We start from the raw sequence: 21,692 nt of genomic DNA, 5'->3' as shown, positions 1-21,692 counted from the left end.
GACGGTGTTTTCATGGACTTGGCGATCGACGGCGGGCAGACGGGCCTGCGGCTCGGTCTGGCCGAGCGGGGGCGGATCCAGGAGATCCGCGAGCTGCCCGGCCTGTCGTACGCGGAGGGCTCCCCGGTCAAGGCCGTGCTGGAGCGGATCGGGAGGGGATGGGGGGAACTCGGCACCATCTGCCTCGGGCTGACCACGGTCCTGGATGATCCCGGCAAACTGGCCGGCCACCTGCTCGCCACCGCCCGCCGGGTGATGATCACGACCGATGTGGTCACCTCGCACGCGGGCGCGTTCTCGGGCGGCAAGGGCGTGGTGCTGGCCGCGGGCACCGGAGCGATCGCACTGGGCGTGGGTGACGACATCCGGCAGGCGGACGGCTGGGGTTACCTCTACGGCGACGCGGGCAGCGGCTTCTGGATCGGCCGCCGCGGCCTCGACGCCGCCTGCCGGGGCTTCGACGGGCGCGCGGAACCGGGCCCGCTCACCGAGCGTGCCCAGGCCGTGTTCGGCGACCTGGCCGGCCTGCCCGGACGCCTTTACCTCGCCCCCGACGCGGTGGCGCGGATCGCGCGCTTCGCGGTCCACGTCCTGGAGCTGACGGAAGACCGTACGGCCCGGGCCATCGCCGAGGAGGCGGCCCGCGAACTGGCGGGCACGGTGGCGGCGGCAGCCCGCTGCTTCGCGGAGGGAACGGCGGTGCCCGTCGCGTGGACCGGCCGCCTGCTGCGTGACTCCGGGCTCCGTACCGGGTTCGAGGCGGAGCTGGCCCGGCTGCTCCCCAGAGCGAGGCTCCACCCCCCTGCGGGTGACAGTCTCGCGGGCGCCGCCCTGCTGGCCGCCTCCGCAGGGCCCGGCCGCTACCAGGCGATGATCAGAACGGCGGAACGATGAGAGTGGGATACGGCACCACCGATCTGCCCGTACCGGACGGCACGCCGATGGGCGGTTACCTCGACCGGCCGGGGCCGTCCACGGGGCTGGCCGACCCGCTGTCGGTGAGCGCGCTGACCTGGTCGGACGGCGAGAGGCGGTTCGCGCTGGCGACCGCCGACATCATCTGCGTCAACGAGGACCTGGCCAGGCGGGCCAGGCAGGCGGCCGGATGCGAGCTGTGGCTGGCGGCGAGCCACACCCACGCAGGGCCCGAGACCGGCTGCGTACCAGGCGGCGGGCCGACGCCCGAGCCATGGCTCGAACGGGTCACCGAGGCGGTCGCCACGGCTGTACGGCAGGCGATCGACAGGGAGAGGCCGTGCGAGGGCACGGTGTACCGCGGCGAACTGCAGGGCGTCGGCTCCGATCGGAGCAGACCACGAGCGCCCGCCGTGGTTCCGCTCGACCTGATCGCCGTGTATGACGGCGGGCTCGCCGGGATCCTGGTGGTCCTTCCCGTGCACCCCACCGTGCTGCCCGCGACGAACCGCCTGGTCAGCGCCGACCTGGTCGGAGCCGTACGCAGGAGTCTGAGGAAGCGGCTCGGCGAGGACGTCTGGGTGGTGGTCGCCACCGGCGCGGCCGGTGACATCAGCACCCGCCACACCAGGCGAGACCAGGACGCGGCGGAGCTGGAACGCCTGGGTGCGCTCGTCGCGGACCGCTGCGCCGACCTGCTGGCAGGTCCGGGGATGCCCCTCTGGCGAGCCGGAGCGGCCGGCCGGTGGATCTCCTGCGCCACGCGACGCCTGACGCTCGAACCCACCTCCACGACGGCCGACGAGGCGGCGCTCATCGCCGGGTACGAGCAGGCCGCGGCGTCGGGCGACCCGGTCGCCACCCGTCTGGCCCGCAGCAGGCTCGAAGGACTGCGTGCCCGCACCGCACGGCCCGTCCGGACGGGCGTCGACGTGAACGTCGCCCGCCTCGGCGGGCTCGCCCTCGCCGGGCTGCCCGGCGAGCCGTTCCTCGCTGTCGCCGAGCGCATCGCCGACCGGCCCGGCGAGCCGACGCTGGTCCTGGGCTACGTCAACGGGTATCCCGGCTACCTGCCGACGGCGGGCGCCTACCAGCACGCCGAGTACGAAGTGCTGGCCAGCCAGGTGGCTCCGGGCAGCGCCGAACTGATCGCCGAGACCGCACGACAGCTGCTGGAGGATTTGTGATCGACCAGAGCGCGTACGCGCAGATCGCCAGATCGGCCGTGGACCGGCTGCTCACCGCCGAATGCGACATCGTCTACTACGGTGACGCCTCACCGCGTGACATCCTCGACCCGAAGATCGAGCGCGAGCCCGGCCTGGCCGCGCGCGTCTGGGAGCTGGCCGACATCCGGCCGGAGGATGTTTTCGTGATCATCTCGAACTCGGGCGGCAATGCGGCGATCGTCGAGATGGCCCGCCTCGCGGTGCGGCACGGGCACCAGGTGGTCGCCATCACCTCTCGCGCGCACACCGCCGGACTGGTCGTGGACGAACGACTGGCGGCCGCTTCCTCGCCGCCGGCGAGGCGCCTCCCGTCTTCCGGTCGGCCAACACCCCGGACGCACACAACGCCCGGCTGCTGGAAAGGTACGGCTCGCGTGTGCGCCTCGGCGACGCCTAGGCTCGCACGAGCCGGTACGGCTGGCGCGGCCGGCCCGCCTGGGTGCCCTTGACCGGGGGCATCGGCCAGGCCAGCCCCTCCTCCGCGAGGCTCTGAAGAACCCGGCGAGCACTACGCGGAGAGACAGACAGCACGTCGGCGACGATCTCGGCGTCGACCACCATCGTGTCGCTGTCGTCGAGGCTTTCCACCAGGCGTTCGAGCAGTTTGGCCGCTCTGGTGGCGACGGCGGGCTCGCTCTCCTGCCGTTTGCGCCTGCGCACCGGCAGAGACAGCACGGTGCCGTCGCCCCCGACCAGGTACGCGGCGGCGGCCCCTGCGTGGCGCGCCTTCTCGACGGCCGCCAGCGCGTTGGCGTCGGCGTCGCGGGCCGTGCTTCCGAGCCCGATGCCGACCTCGACGGCGACCCCGGCCTCGGAGTGGATCCGGTCCATGAACGGCGCCACTCTGAACCCGTCGGTGGCCTGATTGAGAGCACCGACGGTGGCGGTGACGACGTAGCTGTTCTCGTCTCGGGGCACCACCGTGGCGCCCATCAGCCGCGCGTCGGCGAGCAGCGAGCGGTGCAGCGACAGTTTCAGCTCCTGCTGCCAGTAGTTGCCCGGCCCGGAGTAATTGGGCTTGGCGGAGGCGGCGAGCTCCACGACCACGATGGCGATCTGTGCGTCCTCCAGCCTGCTGCCGGTGCCGAGCAGGGCGGCGGTGTTGAGTGCGAGGCGCAACGTGTGGGAGGTCGGCAGCAGGCGCAGCACGGGCACCCTGGCGGCGGTCAGCTTGTTGGCGACGCTCCTTATCGTGGTGAGCGCCGCCGTGGTCTCCCCCTGGCGGTAGAGCTGCTCGTGGAAGGCGCTGAAGCCGCGCGCCGACTCCGGCCGGTCGTACTCGGAGAGGTGCACGCCGGCCGTGCTCACGCCGATCTCACCGTACGCCTCGTCCACGTCGGCGGCGGGCAGCGAGTCGATGCTCACCCTGGACGGGTCGATCCCGTGACTGAGCACCCCGCGCAGCAGGCTGGCGTACAGGCTGGCCCCGCTCATGGGCACGAATGTGGCAGGGACCAGCAGTTCGCCCGCCTGCCTGGCCAGGTCGTGCTGGAGCGGCCCGGTGAAGAGCACCACGTCGATGCTGTCGGAGATCCGCAGGAATTTGTCGTATGTCTCGTGCTCCTCGGCATGCGGCGCGCCGACCAGCCGCCAGTCGGCCGCGGCAGGAAGGTCGGCGCCGATCATCATGATCTCTTCGACGAGATCGTGCGGCCCTACGATCCCGATCGCCACTCTGGACCTCGACTCCGAACGCAGCCGATCCATGATCTTGATCACCCCAGTCCGGATCTCCACTGAAGCAAGCGGGTCATCGTCGCACCGAGCACCGCGGCCTGGTCCTTCTCCCCGAGGCCACTGAAGAGTACCCTCCCCAGCGAGATCCGAAGATCGATGAAGGGGAAGTCGGATCCGTAGACCACTCGGTCGACCCCGACCTCCCGTACCATCCTGGCGATGTCGGGCCCGGTGTTGAAGGACCCGCACACCTCCAGGATCACACCTGGGCGCCGCTGCGCCACCTCTATGGCCTTCTCGAAACCGAGCGGGGTCGCGCCCGCGTGCCCTGCGATGATCACCACGTCGGGATGCTCCGACGCGACGGCGTCCACTTCCGCCAGGTCGTTGTAGGGAGAGCCGTCGTAGGTGTGGGTGAGCACAGGGCAGCCGGTGCGCTGCGCGAACTCCCACACACCGGCGTAGCGTCTGCCGGTGAGCGGGTAATCGTGCAGGTCGGGGTGGATTTTGATGCCGCCGAAGCGCGGATCCGCCCCCCATTTGCCCAGCTCGCCGTCGGGGTCCTGCCAGGGGTTGATCGTCAGATACCCGGTGAAGCGGTCCGGCGCGCGGTCCACCGCCTCGGCGGTCGCGGCGTTCCCCGCCGCCGCGTCGAGCTGGATCGCCAGGTGGCTGGAGAGGACGGCGTGCGCCACGCCGCACCTGTCCATCACCCTGACCATCGCGTCCGGGGACGTATCGGGGATGAAGAACAGGCTGTAGGGGCCGGCGTGCGCGTGTGCGTCGACGATCCTGACGCTGGTCTGCGGGCGGCGCCGCCACAGCGCGGAGGTGATCGCGTTCACACCGCCCTCACGGGTAGCAGGTCCAGCAGGGTGCCGGCGCCGATGGCCGCCACGGCCCCGTCGTCGAGCTCCGACCACAGCAGCCGAGTGACCGCCTCGGCCGGGTCTCTGAGCGGCGCGCCCGTGCCGAAGACGAGACGGCGCTCGCCGTAACGCTCGACGAGCCATTCGAGTCCGCAGTGCGAGGACAAGTTGGCCAGGCCCAGGTAGACGTTACTGGTACGCGAGAGCACCCCGGCCGCCTGCCTTAGCTGGCGGTAGCCGAGCGCGCCCACCACAGTCCTCAGTTTCGGGTGTTCGGCGGCGACGGATTCCACCGCGGGCCAGCCGGTCTGGGCCGCGTCCACGAGCAGCGGCAGCCCGGCCTCCGCGATCGCGCCGAGCATGGCTGCGCAGTCGCCGCCGGCGAGGTCGTAGCCGTGGTCGGCGGGGTAGGCGCGGACGGCGCATACCCCGGACTCCAGCGCGGCGGTCACGAACTCGTCCGGGGTGCCGGTCTCGCCGCAGGTGGCGGGCAGCAGCACCCAGCAGGGGCGCAGCCTGGGCTGATCGGCGACCAGGCCGAGCAGTTCCCTGTTGCCCGTCGCGGGGTCGTGCAGCCATGACAGGGTGTGGCTGACCACGGCCTCCGCGATGCCGAAGCGGTCCATCCTGTCCAGCGCCTCCGTGATCGAGCCCGTGCCCACGTCCCTGCGGGGGTGGCGCCCGAGCATCGCGTCAGCGTCGATCAGCATGAACCGTCCAATCTTCCGGGATTGAGGGTGGCTCGTCGTGGTAGGGGAAGATGCCGACGGTGAACCTGCCGTCGCTTCGCCTCAGGCCGAGCGAGTGGATCTCGCCGTACTCGGCGGTCCTGGTGGCGGGGTCGGGGATCCTGGCCGGACCCGTCCCGTACAGCACCTCGTCGGGCGGCTCCAGAGGCACCACGAGGATTCCCGGGCCGCGGGTGCCCACGAATCCACCGTCGTGCTCCACCCACGGCGACAGGCCGTGGATCTGCCAGACCGCCGCCGCGTCGATCCGGTCGGTGACGACCCAGTACGGGTCATCGCCCTTGACGAAGACGATCGTGCGGTCGTGCCGGGCGCTGAAGCCGTGGTGGTGCCCGGCGAAGACGTCGGCCTCTGCGGACACGGAGAACAGGTCGCAGGCGGCGCGGCGGTCCTCGGTGTATTCCTCCCCGGGCACGAGCAGCGTGTTGTGCGCCCTGGTCGCCTGGTACCAGTCGTAGTAGCCGGGGTCGTCGTAGGACGGCGGACCGCCCCCTTCCCAGGCCAGCGGCACGCCCCAGCCCGACAGCACGAAGTCGAGCGCCGCGTGGTGGCTGTGCGGCTCGAGCTCGTGCCCCACGTAGGGCCCGTAGTTGATCACAGTGTGCAGGTGCCCGGCGCGAAAGATCGCGTAGCCGCTCGCGTCCAGCAGATGCGACCCGGGCTCGGGCCGCACGCCCAGCTCCGCGCCACGCCGGAGCGCGTCGGCGGGCCAGACCACGCCGCTGTCCTGCAGGTGCGGGATCCAGCCGCCGGAGGTGACCAGGGAGGCGAACCAGGAGTGCATGGCCCGCACCCTGGGGTGCTCGGCGAAGGTCGGGTCCAGCGCCAGCACGCGGTGCACGGCGTCCAGGACCATGGCGTGGTAGCCGGGCGAGCGCTCGTGGTGCCCGCCGTCGGCCCGCACGTCGAGCTCCAGGTGCTCCAGGACGCGCGCCCGGCCGATCTCGGCCCACCGCGCCGCCTCGGGGAGCTCCGGGAAGAGCGTGGCGACGTGCAGGAGCTCGGCGGCGCAGACGAACTGCCAGTTGCCGTGCCGGAACTCGTCGTGCTCCTCCGCCGACCAGCGGGCGCCGCCGAGGACGGTCTTCATCATCATCGCCCAGCACTCGTCGCTGAGCGCGGGCTCGTCCGCCAGCTCCGCCATGGCACGGGTGACGTGCATCGACCTGGCCCAGACGCCCAGCGAGTACCAGATGACGTCGAGGCCCGGCCAGTCACCTTCGACCTGGTCGCGCGTGCCGTACCACTGCCGGAACAGCCGATCCCACTCTGCGGCGTAACGCGCGTCGCCGGTCTCGCGGTAGGCGTGCACCAGCGGCGTCATCCACCGCAGATAGTGGAAGCCGTACAGCTGCGAGCGCCCGCGCCGCTTGTCGAGGAAGTCGACCTCCGCGCCGATGAGCGCGTCGGCTTCCTCGATCGTCGCGGGGCCGTCCCAGGCGGGGTCGGGGCGGCGCCACGGCCTGGCCTCGGCGATCGACGTAACGCCCAGCTCGGCCAGGAGCGCCTCGTCGGCGATGTGCCGCATGCGCACCGGGTCCACATGCGGCGCCTTCTCCACATATTTCATGAGACCTTCACCGGCAGACCCGACCGGACGGACTCGTGCGCCGCCGCCAGCACCGCAGTGACGTGGCGCGAGCTCTCCACCGTGATCAGCGGCTCGGTGCCGGTGCGCGCGCACGCCACGAAGTGATGGATCGCATCCCGGTACGCGCCGGCGGGCACGCCGTGCACGACCCGCTGCAGCATGTTGCGCGGGTACGTGTAGGCCTTGTCGGTGGCCAGCTGGATGTTCTCCTTCTGCCGGTCCAGCTGGATCACCCCGTCCTCGCCGACGACGGTGACGTAGCTGTCGACCATCGTCGGGAACGTGTTGGGGTAGATCCACGCCGACTCGAACGTGGCCACTGCGCCGCGGCTGAAACGGGCCTGGATCTGCACGGCGTCGGGCGTGTCGATGCCGCGGTCGCGCAGCTTGCCGTACCGGGCGGTGGCGAAGACCTCCACGACGTGATCGTCGTAGAGCCACGTCAGCAGGTCGATGTCGTGGCTGGACAGGAACCACGCACACGTCGTCTGGTCGGCCCAGCCGATCATCTCGGTCGGCACGTAGATCGTGTCGTCCTTGCGCGCGTAGCCGACGACCGGCTCGCCGATCACCCCCATCTGGTCCTTGGCCTGCGCGTAGGCAGGCACCCAGCGGTGGTTGAACAGGCACATGGCGACCACGCCCGCCTGCCGGATGGCCCGCACGGCCCGGTCGGCGTCCTCCACCGTGGTCGTGAAGGGCTTCTCGACCAGGATGTGCAGACCGGCCTCGGCCGCGGCCACCATCATGTCCGCGTGCAGGTGGTCCGGCGTAGTGATCGACACCGCGTCGACGAGCCCCGACCCGATCAGTTCGCGGTACGTCGGGAACACCGGCGCTTCGGCCAGCGGCTTGCGGCAGACGGCGGTGATCTCGGCGTCGGGGTGCGCGGCCAGCACCTCGGCGTGGCCGCGTCCCATGATGCCGGTGCCGATGATCCCGACTCTGAGCTTAGGAGGCAAGTGCGTCATTCCATTGCTTCTCTGCTGTGTCGAGCGCCTCCTTGGCGCTCTTGGTCCCCGACAGGAATGCCCTGACCTCCTCGGAGAGGTACTCACCGAGCTCGGCGTCCTTGCTGGTGCCGATGGGCTTGTACTCGAGCTTGGCCAGCCCCTTCACGATGACCTGGCGGGCCGCGCCCATCGCGTCGCCGCTCTCGGCCTGGGTGAAGAAGGCGTCCTTGGTGGAGGAGATCGTGGACGGGTAGATCGGCACGATCTTGCAGAAGGCCAGCTGGTTGGCGCCGTTGGTGACGTACTTGAGGAACTCGGCGGCCGCCTTCTTGTGCTTGGAGGCCTTGGGGATGGAGAAGGCCTGCTGGGCCAGGAGGAGGTAGTTGCCGGTGTTCATCTGGACCGGCTCGGTGATGACCAGGTCCTTGTAGACGTCGGGCGAGTTCTTCTGGATGTTGAGCAGCTCGGCGGCGTTGGCCGTCGGCTTGAAGGCGACCTGCTCGTTCTCCAGGCTCTGGGGCAGGTTGCGGATGTCCTTGGAGATCGCGCCCGGCGCGATGCCGCTCTTGTAGCTCTTCTTGAACTTCTCCAGGATCTCCACGGCCTGTGGTGTGTTGAACTCGGCCTTCTTCTTGTCCGCCGACAGCAGGCTGATGCCGTAGTAGCGGAGCACGTTGTGGTCCGGGATGATGTTGGAGCCGTAGACCTTGGTCTCCTTGTAGACCTTGTCGCCCAACTCCAGCGCCTCGTCGTAGGACTTCGGCGGGGCGGCCTCGTCGAAGCCGGCCTTGCTCACCACGGACTTGCGGTACATCGCCACCGGAGCGCCGCCGTTGTACCAGGGCACGGCGTAGAGCTTGCCGTCGGTGCGCAGCGGTTCCACCAGGTTGGGCTGGAAGTCCGCCAGGTCTTCCGCCTTGAGCAGCTCGTCGAGCGGGGTCAGCGACGGGACGAAGCGGCCGAGCTCCACAGAGCTGACGTTGACGACGTCCGGCACGTCGCCGCTGGCCACGGCGGCCAGCAGCTTGGTCGCGCTCTCCTGGCCGGGCACGTCGACCCACTTGATCGTGACCTTCGGGTGCTGCTTCTGGTAGCCGGCGATGAGCCCGTCGATGTAGTCGCTGTAGTTCTTCTTGAGGTTGATCGTCCAGAACTCGACCTCGCCCTCGAAGGGCTGGTCGTCGACGGCAGCCGGGGCGTTGGTGGACGTGCCGGCCACGCAGCCGGTGGTGAGGAGCGACAGCGCCAGCGCGCCTGTCACTAAGGCAAACCTACGGGACATCGCGGGGGGTCCTCGATTCTGGCCGTCCTTAATCTCTTCTTTCGGCAGAATGACAGCTCAGATTTTGCCGGTCAAGGTCCAGCTATTGACCGTCTGTATCAAGTCTGTATAACTTCTGGCCATCCATTATCTGATCTACGGCCGTCACAATCATCAAGGAAGGGTGTGAAGCCATGCGCATACCCGGACAGCGCTGGTACACGCCCTATCTCTTCGCCGCGCCGGCGCTCGTGTTGTTCGGCGTCTTCTTCGCCTGGCCTGCGGTGACGGCGATCCAGCTGTCGTTCTTCAAGTACGACATGATCTCCCCGCCACCCGTCTTCGTGGGCGTGGACAACTTCGTCCGCATGCTCGGCGACGGCCGGTTCTGGACCGCGCTGCTCAACTCGGTCCTGTTCCTCGTCGGGATGTTCCCGCTGCTGGTCGTGGTGCCGTTGCTGCTGGCCGTACTGGTCAACCAGAAGCTGCCCGGCGTCAAGACCTTCCGGATGCTCTACTACCTGCCGGTCGTGACGTCGATGGTCGCGGTCGGCATCGCCTGGGAGTACGTCTTCCACCAGCAGGGCGTCCTCAACTGGATGCTCACCGGCGCCGGCCTGCTCGACGAGCCGATCCAGTACCTCCTCGACCCGGCCTGGGCTCTGCCCGCGGTCATCCTGGTCGAAGGCTGGAAGAACATGGGCTTCTACATGATGATCTACCTCGCCGGCCTGCAGACCATCCCGGCGAGCATCTACGAGGCCGCGCGGGTGGACGGCGCCAACGCCTGGCACCGCCTGCGGAGCATCACCGTTCCGCTGCTCATTCCCTACATCGCGGTCGCGATCACCGTGGAGATGCTCGACGCGATGCAGGCCTTCACCTCGATCTACGTGATGACCAAGGGCGGGCCTCAGGACGCGACGCTCACGCTGGGCTACTACATCTGGTCGGCGGCCTTCGAGCGCTACGAGATGGGCTACGCGAGCGCCATGGGGCTGGTCCTGTGGGTGCTGATGATCGGCCTGGCCATCCTCAACTACCGGATCACCCGCGGAAGGACGGTCATCGCATGATCCTTCGGCGCGCGGGGATGTACATCCTGCTGACCGCGATCGCGCTGGTCTTCGTGGGGCCGTTCCTCATCCTGCTGTCGGCCGGGCTCAAGCCCGCCGACCAGGCCGTCTACTCCTTCCCGCCGGACATCATCCCCCGGCCGCCGGTGCTGAACTGGGTGATCGAGGCGTGGACCTCCATCCCCTACCCCACCTACTTGCTCAACTCCGTCATCTACGTCGGACTGACGGTGCCCGCCTACGTCATCGTCTCGGCGCTGTGCGCCTACCCGCTGGCCCAGATGCACTTCCGCGGGCGCACCGTCGTCTTCTTCGCCATCCTGTCCACGATGTTCCTGCCGGGCGAGCTCATGCTCATCCCGCGGTTCCTGGTGGTCACCCAGCTCGGCATGGCCGACACGTTCGCCGGCGTCATCCTGCCCGGCCTGCTGTCCGCCTTCGGGATCTTCCTGCTCCGCCAGACCTTCGCGGGCGTGCCGCGCGACGTCGTGGACGCCGCGCGCACCGACGGCTGCCACGAGCTGCGCATCTTCTGGCACGTCATGCTGCCGGCCGCCCGCCCGACACTGGCCATCCTGAGCATCTTCGGCTTCATCTCGGTCTGGAACAGCTTCATCTGGCCGCTGGTCGTGCTGAAGGACTCCGCGAAGTACCCGCTCGCGCTCGGGATCTCCTACCTCGCCGGGATCACGGGCACGGATGTCCGCACACTCGCCGCCGGAACGATCATGTCGATCATCCCGGTCGTCATCGTTTTCATGCTCATGCAACGCCACGTCCTCGACGGCATGCGAGGCGCAGTGAAGGGCTAGTTCATGTTGACGCGCAGGCAGTTAGGGTTGGGCGCGCTCGCCGTAGGCGCGCTCGGCTTCAGCAGTTCGACGGCACACGACTACGCATCGAGACAGACGTTCGACCACTTCGAACGGGTCTTCCGCGAGGCCGGCGACGCCGACCAGGTGCTGGCCGGCCGCGACTCCGAGCGCGGCTTCAAGGACTACCGCGGCCTCTCGCTGCCCGCCTGGCAGGCCGCCGGCGCCTACACGGTGGGCTTCGCCACGCTGACGGACGCGAGCGGGCAGCCCCTCCTCGAAGTGCGCAGCGCGCTCAGCTACGCCGACGAGGCCACCGCCAGAGTCAGCGCGGGCACCTCGGCCAGCCGCTTCACCCTGGAGGTGCGCAACACCAGGTACGGGCGGGTGGCGACCTTCCCCGACCTGTCGCTGGACCCGGCCTCGCCCGACTACGCCGTCAAGCGCATCCACGACGCCTACCCCACCCCGACCATGGTCACAGCGCGCGATCCGCGTCCGGCGCCCGCCGGCGGCACCGTGCCCGTCCTGGGCGAGACGCGGCTCAGCGTGAAGCCGATGATCTTCGCGGTGCACACCGGCATGATCACCTACCCGATGGCGGCCTTCGCCAGGATCGTGCTGCACGACGGCCACCTGACGAAATATCGGGGCAAGGCGCTGGAATACCTCCAGGCGGTCAAGGAGGCGGTGGCCGTTCACGAACGGGAATGGCGGCCTGAGGGGCACCTGATCTGGGTCAAGGGCATGCCGCTGCCCTACGACGGCACGGAACAGCCCACCAACCAGTGGCTGGCGCTCGGGCTGACCTACGCGGAGCTGACCGCGGCCACGGGCGACCCCTTCTACCGGGACCGGGCGCTCCGGATGGCGCGCTCCTTCGGAGGCGAGCTCAAGCCGGATGCCGGTGACGCCTATGTCTGGTCCTACTGGCCCTCCTTCGGCAAGACCTACAACGGCTACACGGCCGACCAGAACGTCTCCGAGTACACGCCCTCCATCGCCGGAGCGCGGCAGATCGAGGACCTCAGCCACGGCGGCATCGACGTGGAGTTCGCCGCGCTGGCCTTCCGGCACAAGATCTACTACCGGGGCATCGACCTGGCCAGGATCGCCCGGACGTACACCAGGAACCTGGCCACCACCGGCCCCGACGGCCTGCCGACCACCAACGCGCGGCTCGACGGCACCGGCGGGCCGCTGAACGCCGAGGGTTCGCTCCAGGCGGGGCGCTGGATGGCCGTCGCCCCCTGGGACGCCGGCGTGTTCACGCACTCCCGCTCGATCTATGACGCCCGGGCCGTGCAACCCGCCCAGGGCGCCTATCCCGCCTCTTACCTCGCCAACATGGCCTATCTCAACTGGTTCGCCCGGAGGTCCTGACCATGCACCTGTCCCGACGGCAGTTCGGCCTGGGCGCGCTCGCCGTGGGCGCGCTCGGCTTCTCCAGCTCATCGGCCTACGACTACACCTCCAGGGAGACCTTCGACCTGTTCGACCGGCTCTTCCACAGCGGTACCGGCATCGGCAAGCCCACCGACAACAACGAGCACGGCGCGCTGGCCTGGGGCCAGTCGTACGTCCTGATGGGCTTCATGCGCATGTGGGAGGCCTACAAGGACACCCACTACCTCGACCGGTTGGTCGAGAACGTCGAGCAGGTGCTGGCCAACCGCGACTCCGCCCGTGGCGTCACCGACCATCGAGGCAAGTCGCTGCCCGCCTGGCGCGCCCTGCACCCCTACACGGTGGGCTTCGCCACGCTCAAGGACGCCGACGGCACGCCGCTGCTGCAGGTACGCACCGCGCTGGCCTACGCCGACCAAGCGGTCGCGACGGTCACGACCGGCAGCGCCGAGGGCAGCTTCTCGCTGGAGGTCAAGAACAACTGGAACAACACGGTGGCGAGATTCGCCGACCTCTCGCTGGACCCGGCGTCGGCGAATTACGCCGTCAAGCGCATCTACGACGCCTACCCGACCCCGACCATGGTAACGGCGCGCGACCTGCGGGAGTCCCCCTCCGGCAACGCGACGCCCGCCCAAGGACCAACCTCCTTCGTCTCGCAGCCGGTCATCTTCAGCGTGCACACCGGCATGATCACCTATCCGATGGCCACGTTCGCCAGGACGGTGCTGGCCAACCCCTCGCTCTGGTCGCGATACAAGAGCAAGGCGCTGGAGTTCCTCAAGGCGGCCAAGGACGCCGCCGCCGTGCACGACGAGGAGTGGCGCCAGACGGAGGACGGCCGCGGCTACTACGTCTGGAACAAGGGGACGCCGCTCGCCTATGACGGCGCCGAGCAGCCCATCAACCAGAGCGTCTCACTCGGCCAGACCTTCGCCGAGCTCGCCGCCGCCACCGGCGACCACCGTTACCGCGACCGGGTACGCCGGATGGGCCACACCTTCTCCCTGGACCTCACCGTCGACGCCGACGACGCCTACGTCTGGCCGTACTGGCCGAAGTTCGGCAAGCTCTACCAGGGCTTCGCCAAGACGGACAACGTCTCGGAGTTCACGCCGTCCTACACCGCCGGCGCCCGGCAGATCGAGGATCTCAGCCACGGCGCCATCGACGTGGAGTTCGCTGTGGCCGCCTTCCGCCACAAGCTCTCCTTCATCGGCGACGACATGGCCCGCTTCGCGCGCACCTACAGCAAGAACCTGGTCGCGCCGACCGGCGCCGACGGGATCGCCACGGCGTACGCGCGCGTCAACGGCTCGGGCGCCACCAACAGCGCCGGGCAGTACATGCAGGCACCGCGCTGGATGGCCGTGGCCCCCTGGGACGAGACGGTCTTCACCCACTCGCGGGCGATCTACGACGGCCGGGCGACCCAGCCGCAGCAGGGCTCCTACCTGCTCTGCGTCGCCTACCTCAACTGGCACGCGCGCAGGGGTGCCTGATGTTACGCAGCCTGGTGGCGGCCGTCCTGGCCCTGACCACCACCGTCGTCCCGGCCGAGAGCGTGTGGCTGACGAAGTACAAAGCTTTGGAGAGCCAGATCGGCGACTCGCTCTACACGAACAAGAGCAGCGCGAACCTGGCGTGGGGCGAGAGCTACATCCTGCGCAGCTATCTCGACGTCTACGGTGCCACCCAGGACACCCATTGGCTCGACAAGCTGGTCACCCACACCGACACCATCCTGGCCCATGCCGACGACATCGACGGCGACGGCTACCTCGGCTGGAGCACCAGCCGCTATTCGCCGGTCGAGCTGGGCAACCCCAGCTTCGAGACGGCCGCGAGCGGCGACACCACACTGCCCGCCAACTGGACCAGGTTCCAGGACACCGGCAGCCACATCTACCGGACCACCGACGTCCCGAGCGGCACGGGCAGCCGGTCGGTGCGCGTCGTCTCCGACCTGACCAGGTGGAAGAAGCTCCGCCAGCCCGTGGCGAGCACCTATGAGGGCGGCACCCAGCACGTGTTGCGCGGCTGGGGCAAGCGCACCGGCTCCGTCGTGGGGCGCATCGTGCTGCGCGAGGGCTCCACGACGCTGTGCATGCTGGAGTACACGACCAGCACGTGGACCTACAAGGAGGTCACGTGCTCGCTGCCGGCGGGACGATCGCTGGAGGTGTGGCTGGAGCACAAGTCCTACACGGTCAGCGGGTCGGCCTCCTTCGACGACGTCAAGCTGAGCGCGGTCCTGCCGTACATCGTGCACGACGGGATGATCGGCATCCCCATCGCCGAGTTCGTCCGCCTCGTCGCCCAGACCCCGGCCCTTTCCGGGTACGCCGCCAAGGCAGCCACTTACCGGGCCTTCCTGGAGAACGAGATCGTCCCGCGGTGGGAGTCGAGCTCGTACATCGGCAACACGTGGCAACCGATCGGGACCACCGAGGGCCTCTACACGCAATCGCCGAACTTCGACGCATTCAGCCACACCAGGGTCTCCAGCGACCTGCCGTACAACCAGGCACTGGCCTTCGGGAACATGCTCATGGTGCTGCACGCCGTCAACGGGAACCCGACCTACCTGGACCGGGCGACCCGCCTGGCGCGCTGGACCCGCAACGACCTGACCAGCTCGGGCGGGGCCTACATCTGGAACTACGCGACCTACACGACCACGAAGGAGGATCTCTCCCACGCCAACGTGGATCTCTCGGCGTTCTTGGAGTTCTACCGGAGCTCCCAGGTCTTCACGGCCGCCGACATGACGGCGCTGAAGAACACGCTGCTGGCGAAGATGTGGAACGACTCCACGACAGCTCCCGTCTTCAGCCTGTATGTCGACGGCACCGGGACCGCGGCCAACGGGGTCGACTACTACCTGCACTCGTGGCTGGAGCTCACCGAGTGGGATCCCCAGGTGAAGGCGCTGGTCGGTACGAAGTACGCGAACTTCACAGCGACCAACTCCTCCCACCTCATCACGCTGTCCCGCCTGCTGACGTGGGAGTAGCGAACACTCACATGCGGAATTCGGCGGCGGCCTTGAGAAAGGCGTCGTTCGCCTCGGGGTCGCCGATCGATACGCGGGCGCCCTCGCCCGCGAAGGGGCGGACGGCGACCCCCTCGACGGCGCAGGCGGCGGCGAAGTCGAGGGTACGCTCGCCGAGCCGGAGCCAGACGAAGTTGGCCTCGGTCGGCGGCACCTCCCAACCCTGGGCGATGAGCGCCTCGCGGACGCGGGTGCGCTCCTTGACCACGGTTTCGACGCGCTCCATGAGCTCGTCCTCGGCCTTCAGCGACGCGATGGCGGCCACCTGGGCGAGGTGGTTGATCGCGAACGGCACGATCGTCTTGCGGACGGCCGCGGCCACGGGCTCGTGCGCGATCATGTAGCCGACCCGCAGCCCGGCCAGCCCGTAGGCCTTCGAGAACGTGCGTACGACGCACACGTTGGGCCGGTCGCGGTAGAGCGTGAGGCCGTCGGGGACGTCCTCGTCGCGGACGTACTCGCGGTAGGCCTCGTCCAGGACCACCAGCACGTGCTCGGGCACCCGGTCGAGGAACGCCTCCAGCTCGGCGCGCCGGATCGCGGTGCTCGTCGGGTTGTTCGGGTTGCACACGAAGACCAGGCGGGTGTCGTCGTTGATCGCCTCCGCCATGGCGTCCAGGTCATGATCCTCGCCCGCCAGCGGCACCCGCACGGACGTGACGCCGGCCAGGTCGCAGAGCAGCGGATACGCCTCGAACGACCGCCACGCGTAGACGACTTCCGCCCCGGGGTCGCCCACCGCCTCCAGCAGCTGCTGCTGCACCGTGACCGAGCCCGGGCCGAGCGCGACGTGGTCGAACGGCACCCCGTATCGCTCCGCGACGGCCTCGGTCAGCTTGATCGCGCCGGGGTCCGGGTAGCGGTTGATCTGACGCGCCCCATCGGCGATCGCCTGCACCACGGACGGCAGCGGGTCGAACGGGGACTCGTTGGACGACAGCTTGTACGACCGCCCATCGGGAGCCGCGACGGCCTTACCCGGCTTGTAGGGGGCCATGGTGTCCAGGATCCGGCGGAAACGAGGCATGTCCTTACCTTAAAAGACGTCGCATGATGAGGCATCACCCGGCCTGGGCGGGTCCTACCCACCCACGACACGCGATCAAGATCGGATGACGTTGATGCTCCGGTGGAGGGCACGGGCGTTGGTCCAAGTTCCGCTCGGCCTGGACGATCTTTATGGAGTTGTGCGGCTTTGGCTTCACGTCACCCACTTGGGGTGTGGGCGAGCCGGTCGGGCCGGCTGCCGGGCCATCCCTTCGCAGCTGTCGTGGGAAGCGTGCATGAAGCCATCAGGCGACGTGGCCGGCGACCCGCCGGCCACGTCAGAGCCGGTCAGACGAGCGAGCGCACCACCACGGTCTGGTCGCGGCCCGGGCCGACGCCGATGGCGGAGACCGGCGCCCCGGCCATCTCCTCCAGCGCCCGCACATAGGACTGCGCCGTCGGCGGCAGGTCATCGAACGACTTGGCGCTGGTGATGTCCTCCTGCCACCCCGGGAACTCCTCGTAGATCGGCGTCGCGTGGTGGAACTCGGTCTGCGTCATCGGGATCTCGTCGTGCCGCACCCCGTCCACGTCGTAGGCCACGCACACCGGGATCCGCTCCAGCCCCGACAACACATCCAGCTTGGTGAGGAAGTAGTCGGTGATCCCGTTGATGCGGGTCGCGTAGCGGGCGATCACCGCGTCGAACCAGCCGCAGCGGCGATTGCGGCCGGTGGTGACGCCGTACTCGCCGCCGGTCTGGCGCAGCCACTCGCCCATCTCGTCCGTCAGCTCGGTCGGGAAGGGCCCGGAGCCGACCCGGGTCGTGTACGCCTTCAGGATGCCGATGATCTTAGTGAGCCGGTTCGGCGGGATCCCGGCTCCGGCGCACGCGCCGCCCGACGTGGGAGACGACGACGTGACGAACGGGTATGTGCCGTGGTCGATGTCGAGCAGCGTCCCCTGCCCGCCCTCCAGCAGCACGAACTTGCCCTCGTCCAGCGCCTTCGAGAGCACCAGCGTGGTGTCGGCGATGTGCGGCTTGAGCCGCTCGGCGTAGGCGAGGTATTCCTCCAGCACGGCTTCGTGGTCGATGCCGCGCCGGTTGTAGACCTTGGTCAGCACCTGGTTCTTCTCGGTCAGCGCGACTTCGATCTTCTTCGCCAGGATGCCCGGGTCGAGCAGGTCCTGCACGCGCACGCCCATGCGTGCGATCTTGTCGCCGTACGCGGGCCCGATCCCGCGCCCGGTCGTGCCGATCCTGGCCTTGCCGAGGTAGCGCTCGGTGACCTTGTCGAGCGCCTTGTGGTGGGGCATGATCAAGTGCGCGTTCGAGGAGATCAGCAGCCGCTCGGCGGAGATGCCCCGCGCGGCCAGCCCGTCGATCTCGCTCAGCAGGACACCCGGGTCGATCACCACACCGTTGCCGATCACCGGCACGACTTCTGGCGAGAGGATTCCGGTGGGAAGCAGGTGGAGGGCGTATTTCTGGTCGCCGATGACGACCGTGTGCCCCGCGTTGTTGCCACCCTGATAGCGGACGACGTAATCGACGTCGCCACCGAGCAGGTCGGTGGCCTTGCCCTTGCCCTCATCGCCCCACTGGGCACCAACGAGAACGGCAGCCGGCATGGTTCAGTCTCCTGAGCACAAAACGAAACCCCTGACGCAAGCGCGACAGGGGCTCTTGCGTAGTGAGACTACCCGAACACGCCTAAACACCCCAAGGGCTAACCCTTGGTCAGCGCGTCGTAACCAGATTCCGTGCTGTCCTTAAGGAACTGCAGGCACCGCTCGGCCTCGTCTTTCTCGCCGATCGCCTGGGCGGCTCGCGACAGCGCGTACAGGCACCGCAGGAAGCCGCGGTTGGGCTCGTGCTCCCACGGAATGGGCCCGTGGCCCTTCCAGCCGCTGCGGCGCAGGTGGTCGAGCCCGCGATGGTAGCCCGTGCGCGCGAAGGCGTAGGAGGTCACGGCGTGCCCTTGGGCGAAGTATTCCTCCGCGAGCGCGGCCCACGCCGCCGGGTGGGCGGGGAAGCGGGCCGCCACGTCGGCGGGCTTGGCACCGGACTCCAGCGCCTCTCTGGCCTCGGGCTGATCCGGCAGGTGAGTCGGGGGCGGCCCGGCGAGAAGGTTATCCATAGGACAAGTCATACCCGCCGGGCCGCCGTGATGGCTAGGAGATCTTCGTCCCAGCGCTCTTCAGGCTCTCGCACGCCTCCACGACACGCGCGGCCATCCCGGCCTCCGCGGCCTTGCCGTACGCGCGCGGGTCGTAGGACTTCTTGTTGCCCACGTCGCCGTCCACCTTGAGCACGCCGTCGTAGTTGCGGAACATGTGGTCCGCGATCGGCCTGGTGAAGGCGTATTGGGTGTCGGTGTCGACGTTCATCTTGACGACGCCGTAGGAGATCGCCTCGTGGATCTCCGAGAGCAGCGAGCCGGAGCCGCCGTGGAAGACCAGGTCGAACGGCTTGTCCTTGCCGTATTTGGCGCCGACCGCGTCCTGGATCTCCTTAAGCACGCTCGGCCGCAGCTTGACGTGGCCCGGCTTGTAGACGCCGTGCACGTTGCCGAACGTGGCGGCCAGCATGTAGCGGCCCTGCTCCCCGATGCCGACGGCCTCGGCGGTCGCCAGCGCGTCCTCGGCGGTCGTGTAGAGCTTCTCGTTGATCTCGCCGACGACGCCGTCTTCCTCGCCGCCGACGACGCCGATCTCCATCTCCATGATGATCCGGGCCCGCGCGCACTTGTCCAGGAGCTCCTTGGCGATCTCCAGGTTTTCCTCCAGCAGCACGGCCGAGCCGTCCCACATGTGGGACTGGAAGAGCGGGTCCAGGCCCTTGGAGACCCGCTCCAGGGAGATGTCGATCAGCGGCCGCATGAAGCCGTCGAGCTTGTCCTTGGGGCAGTGGTCGGTGTGCAACGCCACCGTGACGGGGTATTTCGCGGCCACGATCCGGGCGTACTCGGCCAGTGCCGTCGCCCCGGCGACCATGTCCTTGACGGTGGCGCCGGACAGGAACTCGGCGCCGCCGGTGGAGACCTGAACGATGCCGTCGCTCTCGGCCTCGGCGAAGCCGCGCAGAGCGGCATTCAGCGTCTGAGACGAGGTCACGTTGATCGCCGGGTAGGCGAATCCGCCGGCCTTGGCCCGGTCGAGCATCTCAGCGTAGACCTCTGGAGTCGCAATAGGCATGATTCATCTCCCTGAGAAGTTACGGCTTCGCGCCAGGGCCCAGTATCCCGGCTCACTACCCCGTGTGGTAGATACAACGCGTTGTTGAAGGCGCGCGCTCGATGGTCACGCCAGGCATGCCCGCTCCGGGTAGGCTCTCGGCGTGGACTGGCTTTTGAATCTCCTCGACCCGACGTGGTGGCTCACGATTCTTGGCGCTTTCGCCACGGTCGGCGTCCTGGCCATCATCTTCGCTGAAACGGGTCTGCTGCTCGGGTTCTTCTTGCCCGGCGACTCGCTGCTGGTGGCCGCGGGGATTTTCAGCTCGGCCTCGGTGGCCGCGGGAATGGGCATCGAGCCGCTCTCGCTGCCGGTCCTGTTGATCGGCACCCCGCTGTGCGCGATCGCGGGAGCCCAGCTCGGGCATTTCCTGGGTCTCCGATTCGGCCGCAAACTCTTTGACAAGCCGGATTCACGCTTGTTCAAGCGGGAGCACGTGCTCAGGGCCGAGGAGTTCTTCGAGAAGTTCGGTCCGGCCAAGGCGGTGATTCTGGCCAGGTTCGTGCCGATCGTCCGCACGTTCATGAATCCCGTGGCCGGCGTGCTGGAGATGCCGCCCAAACGGTTCTTCCTGTGGAACGTCATCGGCGGCGTCTTCTGGGTCGAGAGCCTGCTCCTGGTCGGCCACTTCCTCGGCGGCCAGGTCGACCCCAAGGAGATCGACAAATACATCCTGCCGGGCGTCTTCCTCATCGTGCTCATCTCGCTGATCCCGATCTTCGTCGAGGTCGTCAAGAAGCGCCGCGAGGCCAAGCGGCTCCCCGTGCCCAACGGCAAACACCACCGCGTGGGCGATCCGTCCTGACGGCGTAGGCGACTACCGGTAGGAGTGGCATACGTCACGGTACGCTGCCCACTGTGGGACGCCACAGGTCAGATCCGATGGGCCTCGCCCGCCTGGCGCTCGCCGTCCTGGCGGTCGTGGCCGTGGTGACACTCCTGGTCATAGGCGGTCGCGCGCTGCTCGCCTCGCTCGACGCGCCGACCCAGGCCGAGCGCGAGCGCGCCACCGCGACCGCCCTCGCCACCGCCGGCACCGCCGGCCGGGAGGACACCGTCCAGGTGCCGACGGTGCACATCGAGTGCCTGGCCCAAACCTGCCCCACCGTCACCGTACGGGTGCCGGGCGGCGACGTGCTCCAGCACCGTGAGATGAGCAAGGGCGAGGAGGTCAGCTACTTCGAGCCCGAGCTGGACGTGGTGCTCAGCGACGCGGGCACGGTCCGCGTCACCGAGAACGGCAAGCGGCGCGAGCAGGGGGAGCAGGGCGCCAGGCAGGCGTTCACCGCCCGCGCGCCCGGCTAGAGGCCCAGCTCCTGCGGGGTGAAGGCGGTGCGGTATTCGAGTCCCGCGCCGACGATGCGCTCGTGCGCTCCGCGGTCCACGATCGTGGCCACGGCCACCACCTCGGCCCCGGCCTCCCGCAGCGCCTCCACGGCGGTCAGCACCGACGCGCCGGTCGTGGAGGTGTCCTCGAGCGCGAGCACCCGCCGCCCCTTCACCTCGGGCCCCTCGATTCTGCGCTGCAGGCCGTGCTCCTTCATCGCCTTGCGCACCACGAACGCGTCCAGCACGCGTCCCCGCGCCGCCGCGGCATGCAGCATCGCGGCCGCAATGGGATCGGCCCCCAGCGTGAGCCCGCCCACCGCGTCGTAGTCGAGATCCTCGGTCAGGTCGAGCATCACCTTGCCGACGAGGGGCGCGGCCACGCCGTCGAGCGTGATCCGCCGCAGGTCGAGATAGTAGTCGGCCTCTATGCCGGAGGAGAGCGTGACCTTGCCGTGGACGACGGCCTTCTTCTTGATCTCGGCCACCAGGTTGTCGCGATCTGTCATGCGTCCAAGCTTAGGGTCCTGACCAGGGTGCGAGCTTGC

At 68.8% G+C, this 21,692-nt stretch carries 21 protein-coding genes; 10 read left to right on the top strand and 11 right to left on the bottom strand.

Features of this window, described 5'->3' with window-relative positions; genetic code table 11:
• The first annotated feature begins 12 nt into the window (after nucleotides 1–12).
• The 3 genes from OHA25_RS05475 to OHA25_RS05465 are packed head-to-tail and all read left to right on the top strand — an operon-like array spanning nucleotide 13 to nucleotide 2,593.
• A complete protein-coding gene (locus OHA25_RS05475) occupies nucleotides 13–894 on the top strand; it encodes a BadF/BadG/BcrA/BcrD ATPase family protein (RefSeq protein WP_327586514.1) in 882 nt (293 codons plus the stop codon).
• Nucleotides 891–2,102, top strand: coding sequence for a hypothetical protein (locus tag OHA25_RS05470; RefSeq protein WP_327586513.1), 1,212 nt, complete (start codon nucleotides 891–893; stop codon nucleotides 2,100–2,102). The genes OHA25_RS05475 and OHA25_RS05470 overlap by 4 nt, the downstream gene beginning before the upstream one ends.
• Nucleotides 2,099–2,593, top strand: a complete 495-nt coding sequence (locus OHA25_RS05465) for an SIS domain-containing protein (protein WP_327586512.1) — start codon at nucleotides 2,099–2,101, stop codon at nucleotides 2,591–2,593. Before OHA25_RS05470 ends, OHA25_RS05465 begins: the two co-directional genes overlap by 4 nt.
• Here OHA25_RS05465 and OHA25_RS05460 read toward each other — a convergent pair.
• From OHA25_RS05460 to OHA25_RS05435, 6 genes are read right to left on the bottom strand one after another with little or no spacing between them, the layout of a single operon-like run.
• Nucleotides 2,538–3,881: a transcriptional regulator gene (locus tag OHA25_RS05460; RefSeq protein ID WP_327586511.1), complete on the bottom strand. Its 1,344-nt coding sequence runs from the start codon at nucleotides 3,879–3,881 to the stop codon at nucleotides 2,538–2,540. The genes OHA25_RS05465 and OHA25_RS05460 overlap by 56 nt on opposite strands.
• Nucleotides 3,860–4,666: an amidohydrolase family protein gene (locus OHA25_RS05455; RefSeq protein ID WP_327586510.1), complete on the bottom strand. Its 807-nt coding sequence runs from the start codon at nucleotides 4,664–4,666 to the stop codon at nucleotides 3,860–3,862. Before OHA25_RS05455 ends, OHA25_RS05460 begins: the two co-directional genes overlap by 22 nt.
• Nucleotides 4,663–5,400 carry an amidohydrolase family protein gene (locus tag OHA25_RS05450; protein WP_327586509.1) on the bottom strand — a complete coding sequence of 246 codons (738 nt, stop codon included), beginning with the start codon at nucleotides 5,398–5,400 and terminating at the stop codon, nucleotides 4,663–4,665. The genes OHA25_RS05455 and OHA25_RS05450 overlap by 4 nt, the downstream gene beginning before the upstream one ends.
• Nucleotides 5,384–7,009 (bottom strand): heparinase II/III family protein, encoded by a 1,626-nt coding sequence (locus tag OHA25_RS05445; RefSeq protein WP_327586508.1) that lies wholly within the window; start codon nucleotides 7,007–7,009, stop codon nucleotides 5,384–5,386. Before OHA25_RS05445 ends, OHA25_RS05450 begins: the two co-directional genes overlap by 17 nt.
• A complete protein-coding gene (locus tag OHA25_RS05440; RefSeq protein ID WP_327586507.1) occupies nucleotides 7,006–8,001 on the bottom strand; it encodes a Gfo/Idh/MocA family protein in 996 nt (331 codons plus the stop codon). The genes OHA25_RS05445 and OHA25_RS05440 overlap by 4 nt, the downstream gene beginning before the upstream one ends.
• Entirely contained in the window at nucleotides 7,982–9,244 is a 1,263-nt protein-coding gene (locus OHA25_RS05435; protein WP_327586506.1) for an ABC transporter substrate-binding protein, read from the bottom strand. The genes OHA25_RS05440 and OHA25_RS05435 overlap by 20 nt, the downstream gene beginning before the upstream one ends.
• Before the next feature lie 194 nt (nucleotides 9,245–9,438).
• Here OHA25_RS05435 and OHA25_RS05430 point away from each other — a divergent pair, with 194 nt between their 5' ends.
• From OHA25_RS05430 to OHA25_RS05410, 5 genes are read left to right on the top strand one after another with little or no spacing between them, the layout of a single operon-like run.
• The gene (locus tag OHA25_RS05430) at nucleotides 9,439–10,320 is read left to right on the top strand and encodes a carbohydrate ABC transporter permease (RefSeq protein WP_327586505.1); all 882 of its coding nucleotides are present in this window, start codon (nucleotides 9,439–9,441) and stop codon (nucleotides 10,318–10,320) included.
• Nucleotides 10,317–11,132, top strand: coding sequence for a carbohydrate ABC transporter permease (locus OHA25_RS05425; protein ID WP_327586504.1), 816 nt, complete (start codon nucleotides 10,317–10,319; stop codon nucleotides 11,130–11,132). The genes OHA25_RS05430 and OHA25_RS05425 overlap by 4 nt, the downstream gene beginning before the upstream one ends.
• A gap of 3 nt (nucleotides 11,133–11,135) precedes the next feature.
• Nucleotides 11,136–12,515, top strand: a complete 1,380-nt coding sequence (locus OHA25_RS05420; protein WP_327586503.1) for a hypothetical protein — start codon at nucleotides 11,136–11,138, stop codon at nucleotides 12,513–12,515.
• 2 nt (nucleotides 12,516–12,517) lie between these two features.
• Nucleotides 12,518–14,041: a hypothetical protein gene (locus tag OHA25_RS05415; RefSeq protein ID WP_327586502.1), complete on the top strand. Its 1,524-nt coding sequence runs from the start codon at nucleotides 12,518–12,520 to the stop codon at nucleotides 14,039–14,041.
• Nucleotides 14,041–15,555 carry a hypothetical protein gene (locus OHA25_RS05410; RefSeq protein WP_327586501.1) on the top strand — a complete coding sequence of 505 codons (1,515 nt, stop codon included), beginning with the start codon at nucleotides 14,041–14,043 and terminating at the stop codon, nucleotides 15,553–15,555. The genes OHA25_RS05415 and OHA25_RS05410 overlap by 1 nt, the downstream gene beginning before the upstream one ends.
• A 7-nt stretch (nucleotides 15,556–15,562) precedes the next feature.
• Here the strand turns inward: OHA25_RS05410 and hisC are convergent, their stop codons facing one another.
• The 4 genes from hisC to fbaA all read right to left on the bottom strand — a co-directional run bounded on the left by hisC (nucleotide 15,563) and on the right by fbaA (nucleotide 19,779).
• A complete protein-coding gene (gene hisC, locus OHA25_RS05405; protein ID WP_327586500.1) occupies nucleotides 15,563–16,621 on the bottom strand; it encodes a histidinol-phosphate transaminase in 1,059 nt (352 codons plus the stop codon).
• A 308-nt stretch (nucleotides 16,622–16,929) separates the two neighbouring features.
• A complete protein-coding gene (locus tag OHA25_RS05400; RefSeq protein WP_305914189.1) occupies nucleotides 16,930–18,213 on the bottom strand; it encodes an adenylosuccinate synthase in 1,284 nt (427 codons plus the stop codon).
• A gap of 98 nt (nucleotides 18,214–18,311) precedes the next feature.
• Nucleotides 18,312–18,722, bottom strand: coding sequence for a DUF3151 domain-containing protein (locus tag OHA25_RS05395; protein ID WP_305914190.1), 411 nt, complete (start codon nucleotides 18,720–18,722; stop codon nucleotides 18,312–18,314).
• Nucleotides 18,723–18,756: 34 nt separating this feature from the next.
• Nucleotides 18,757–19,779 carry a class II fructose-bisphosphate aldolase gene (gene fbaA / locus OHA25_RS05390; protein ID WP_305914191.1) on the bottom strand — a complete coding sequence of 341 codons (1,023 nt, stop codon included), beginning with the start codon at nucleotides 19,777–19,779 and terminating at the stop codon, nucleotides 18,757–18,759.
• A 142-nt stretch (nucleotides 19,780–19,921) separates the two neighbouring features.
• Between fbaA and OHA25_RS05385 the strand changes: the two genes are divergently transcribed.
• Together OHA25_RS05385 and OHA25_RS05380 are read left to right on the top strand one after the other, a co-directional pair.
• Complete coding sequence (locus OHA25_RS05385; RefSeq protein ID WP_305914192.1) at nucleotides 19,922–20,623, top strand: DedA family protein; 702 nt, start codon at nucleotides 19,922–19,924, stop codon at nucleotides 20,621–20,623.
• Between the two features lie 53 nt (nucleotides 20,624–20,676).
• Nucleotides 20,677–21,123: a hypothetical protein gene (locus tag OHA25_RS05380; protein ID WP_327586499.1), complete on the top strand. Its 447-nt coding sequence runs from the start codon at nucleotides 20,677–20,679 to the stop codon at nucleotides 21,121–21,123.
• On the opposite strand, the gene pyrE is transcribed toward OHA25_RS05380, so the two are convergent.
• Complete coding sequence (gene pyrE, locus OHA25_RS05375; protein WP_327586498.1) at nucleotides 21,120–21,653, bottom strand: orotate phosphoribosyltransferase; 534 nt, start codon at nucleotides 21,651–21,653, stop codon at nucleotides 21,120–21,122. The genes OHA25_RS05380 and pyrE overlap by 4 nt on opposite strands.
• Nucleotides 21,654–21,692 lie beyond the last annotated feature (39 nt).

Origin of the sequence: Nonomuraea sp. NBC_00507 (assembly GCF_036013525.1) — a bacterium.
In the GTDB taxonomy this organism is placed as follows: domain Bacteria; phylum Actinomycetota; class Actinomycetes; order Streptosporangiales; family Streptosporangiaceae; genus Nonomuraea.
This window is presented reverse-complemented; position numbering and strand designations above follow the sequence as displayed.

Coding starts and splice junctions, on each gene's coding strand:
- fbaA (WP_305914191.1), bottom strand. CDS start 19,779: ATGCCTATTGCGACTCCAGAGGTCTACGCTGAGATGCTCGACCGGGCC.
- hisC (WP_327586500.1), bottom strand. CDS start 16,621: ATGCCTCGTTTCCGCCGGATCCTGGACACCATGGCCCCCTACAAGCCG.
- OHA25_RS05470 (WP_327586513.1), top strand. CDS start 891: ATGAGAGTGGGATACGGCACCACCGATCTGCCCGTACCGGACGGCACG.
- OHA25_RS05425 (WP_327586504.1), top strand. CDS start 10,317: ATGATCCTTCGGCGCGCGGGGATGTACATCCTGCTGACCGCGATCGCG.
- OHA25_RS05440 (WP_327586507.1), bottom strand. CDS start 8,001: ATGACGCACTTGCCTCCTAAGCTCAGAGTCGGGATCATCGGCACCGGC.
- OHA25_RS05400 (WP_305914189.1), bottom strand. CDS start 18,213: ATGCCGGCTGCCGTTCTCGTTGGTGCCCAGTGGGGCGATGAGGGCAAG.
- OHA25_RS05415 (WP_327586502.1), top strand. CDS start 12,518: ATGCACCTGTCCCGACGGCAGTTCGGCCTGGGCGCGCTCGCCGTGGGC.
- pyrE (WP_327586498.1), bottom strand. CDS start 21,653: ATGACAGATCGCGACAACCTGGTGGCCGAGATCAAGAAGAAGGCCGTC.
- OHA25_RS05420 (WP_327586503.1), top strand. CDS start 11,136: ATGTTGACGCGCAGGCAGTTAGGGTTGGGCGCGCTCGCCGTAGGCGCG.
- OHA25_RS05445 (WP_327586508.1), bottom strand. CDS start 7,009: ATGAAATATGTGGAGAAGGCGCCGCATGTGGACCCGGTGCGCATGCGG.
- OHA25_RS05450 (WP_327586509.1), bottom strand. CDS start 5,400: ATGCTGATCGACGCTGACGCGATGCTCGGGCGCCACCCCCGCAGGGAC.
- OHA25_RS05395 (WP_305914190.1), bottom strand. CDS start 18,722: ATGGATAACCTTCTCGCCGGGCCGCCCCCGACTCACCTGCCGGATCAG.
- OHA25_RS05430 (WP_327586505.1), top strand. CDS start 9,439: ATGCGCATACCCGGACAGCGCTGGTACACGCCCTATCTCTTCGCCGCG.
- OHA25_RS05475 (WP_327586514.1), top strand. CDS start 13: ATGGACTTGGCGATCGACGGCGGGCAGACGGGCCTGCGGCTCGGTCTG.
- OHA25_RS05410 (WP_327586501.1), top strand. CDS start 14,041: ATGTTACGCAGCCTGGTGGCGGCCGTCCTGGCCCTGACCACCACCGTC.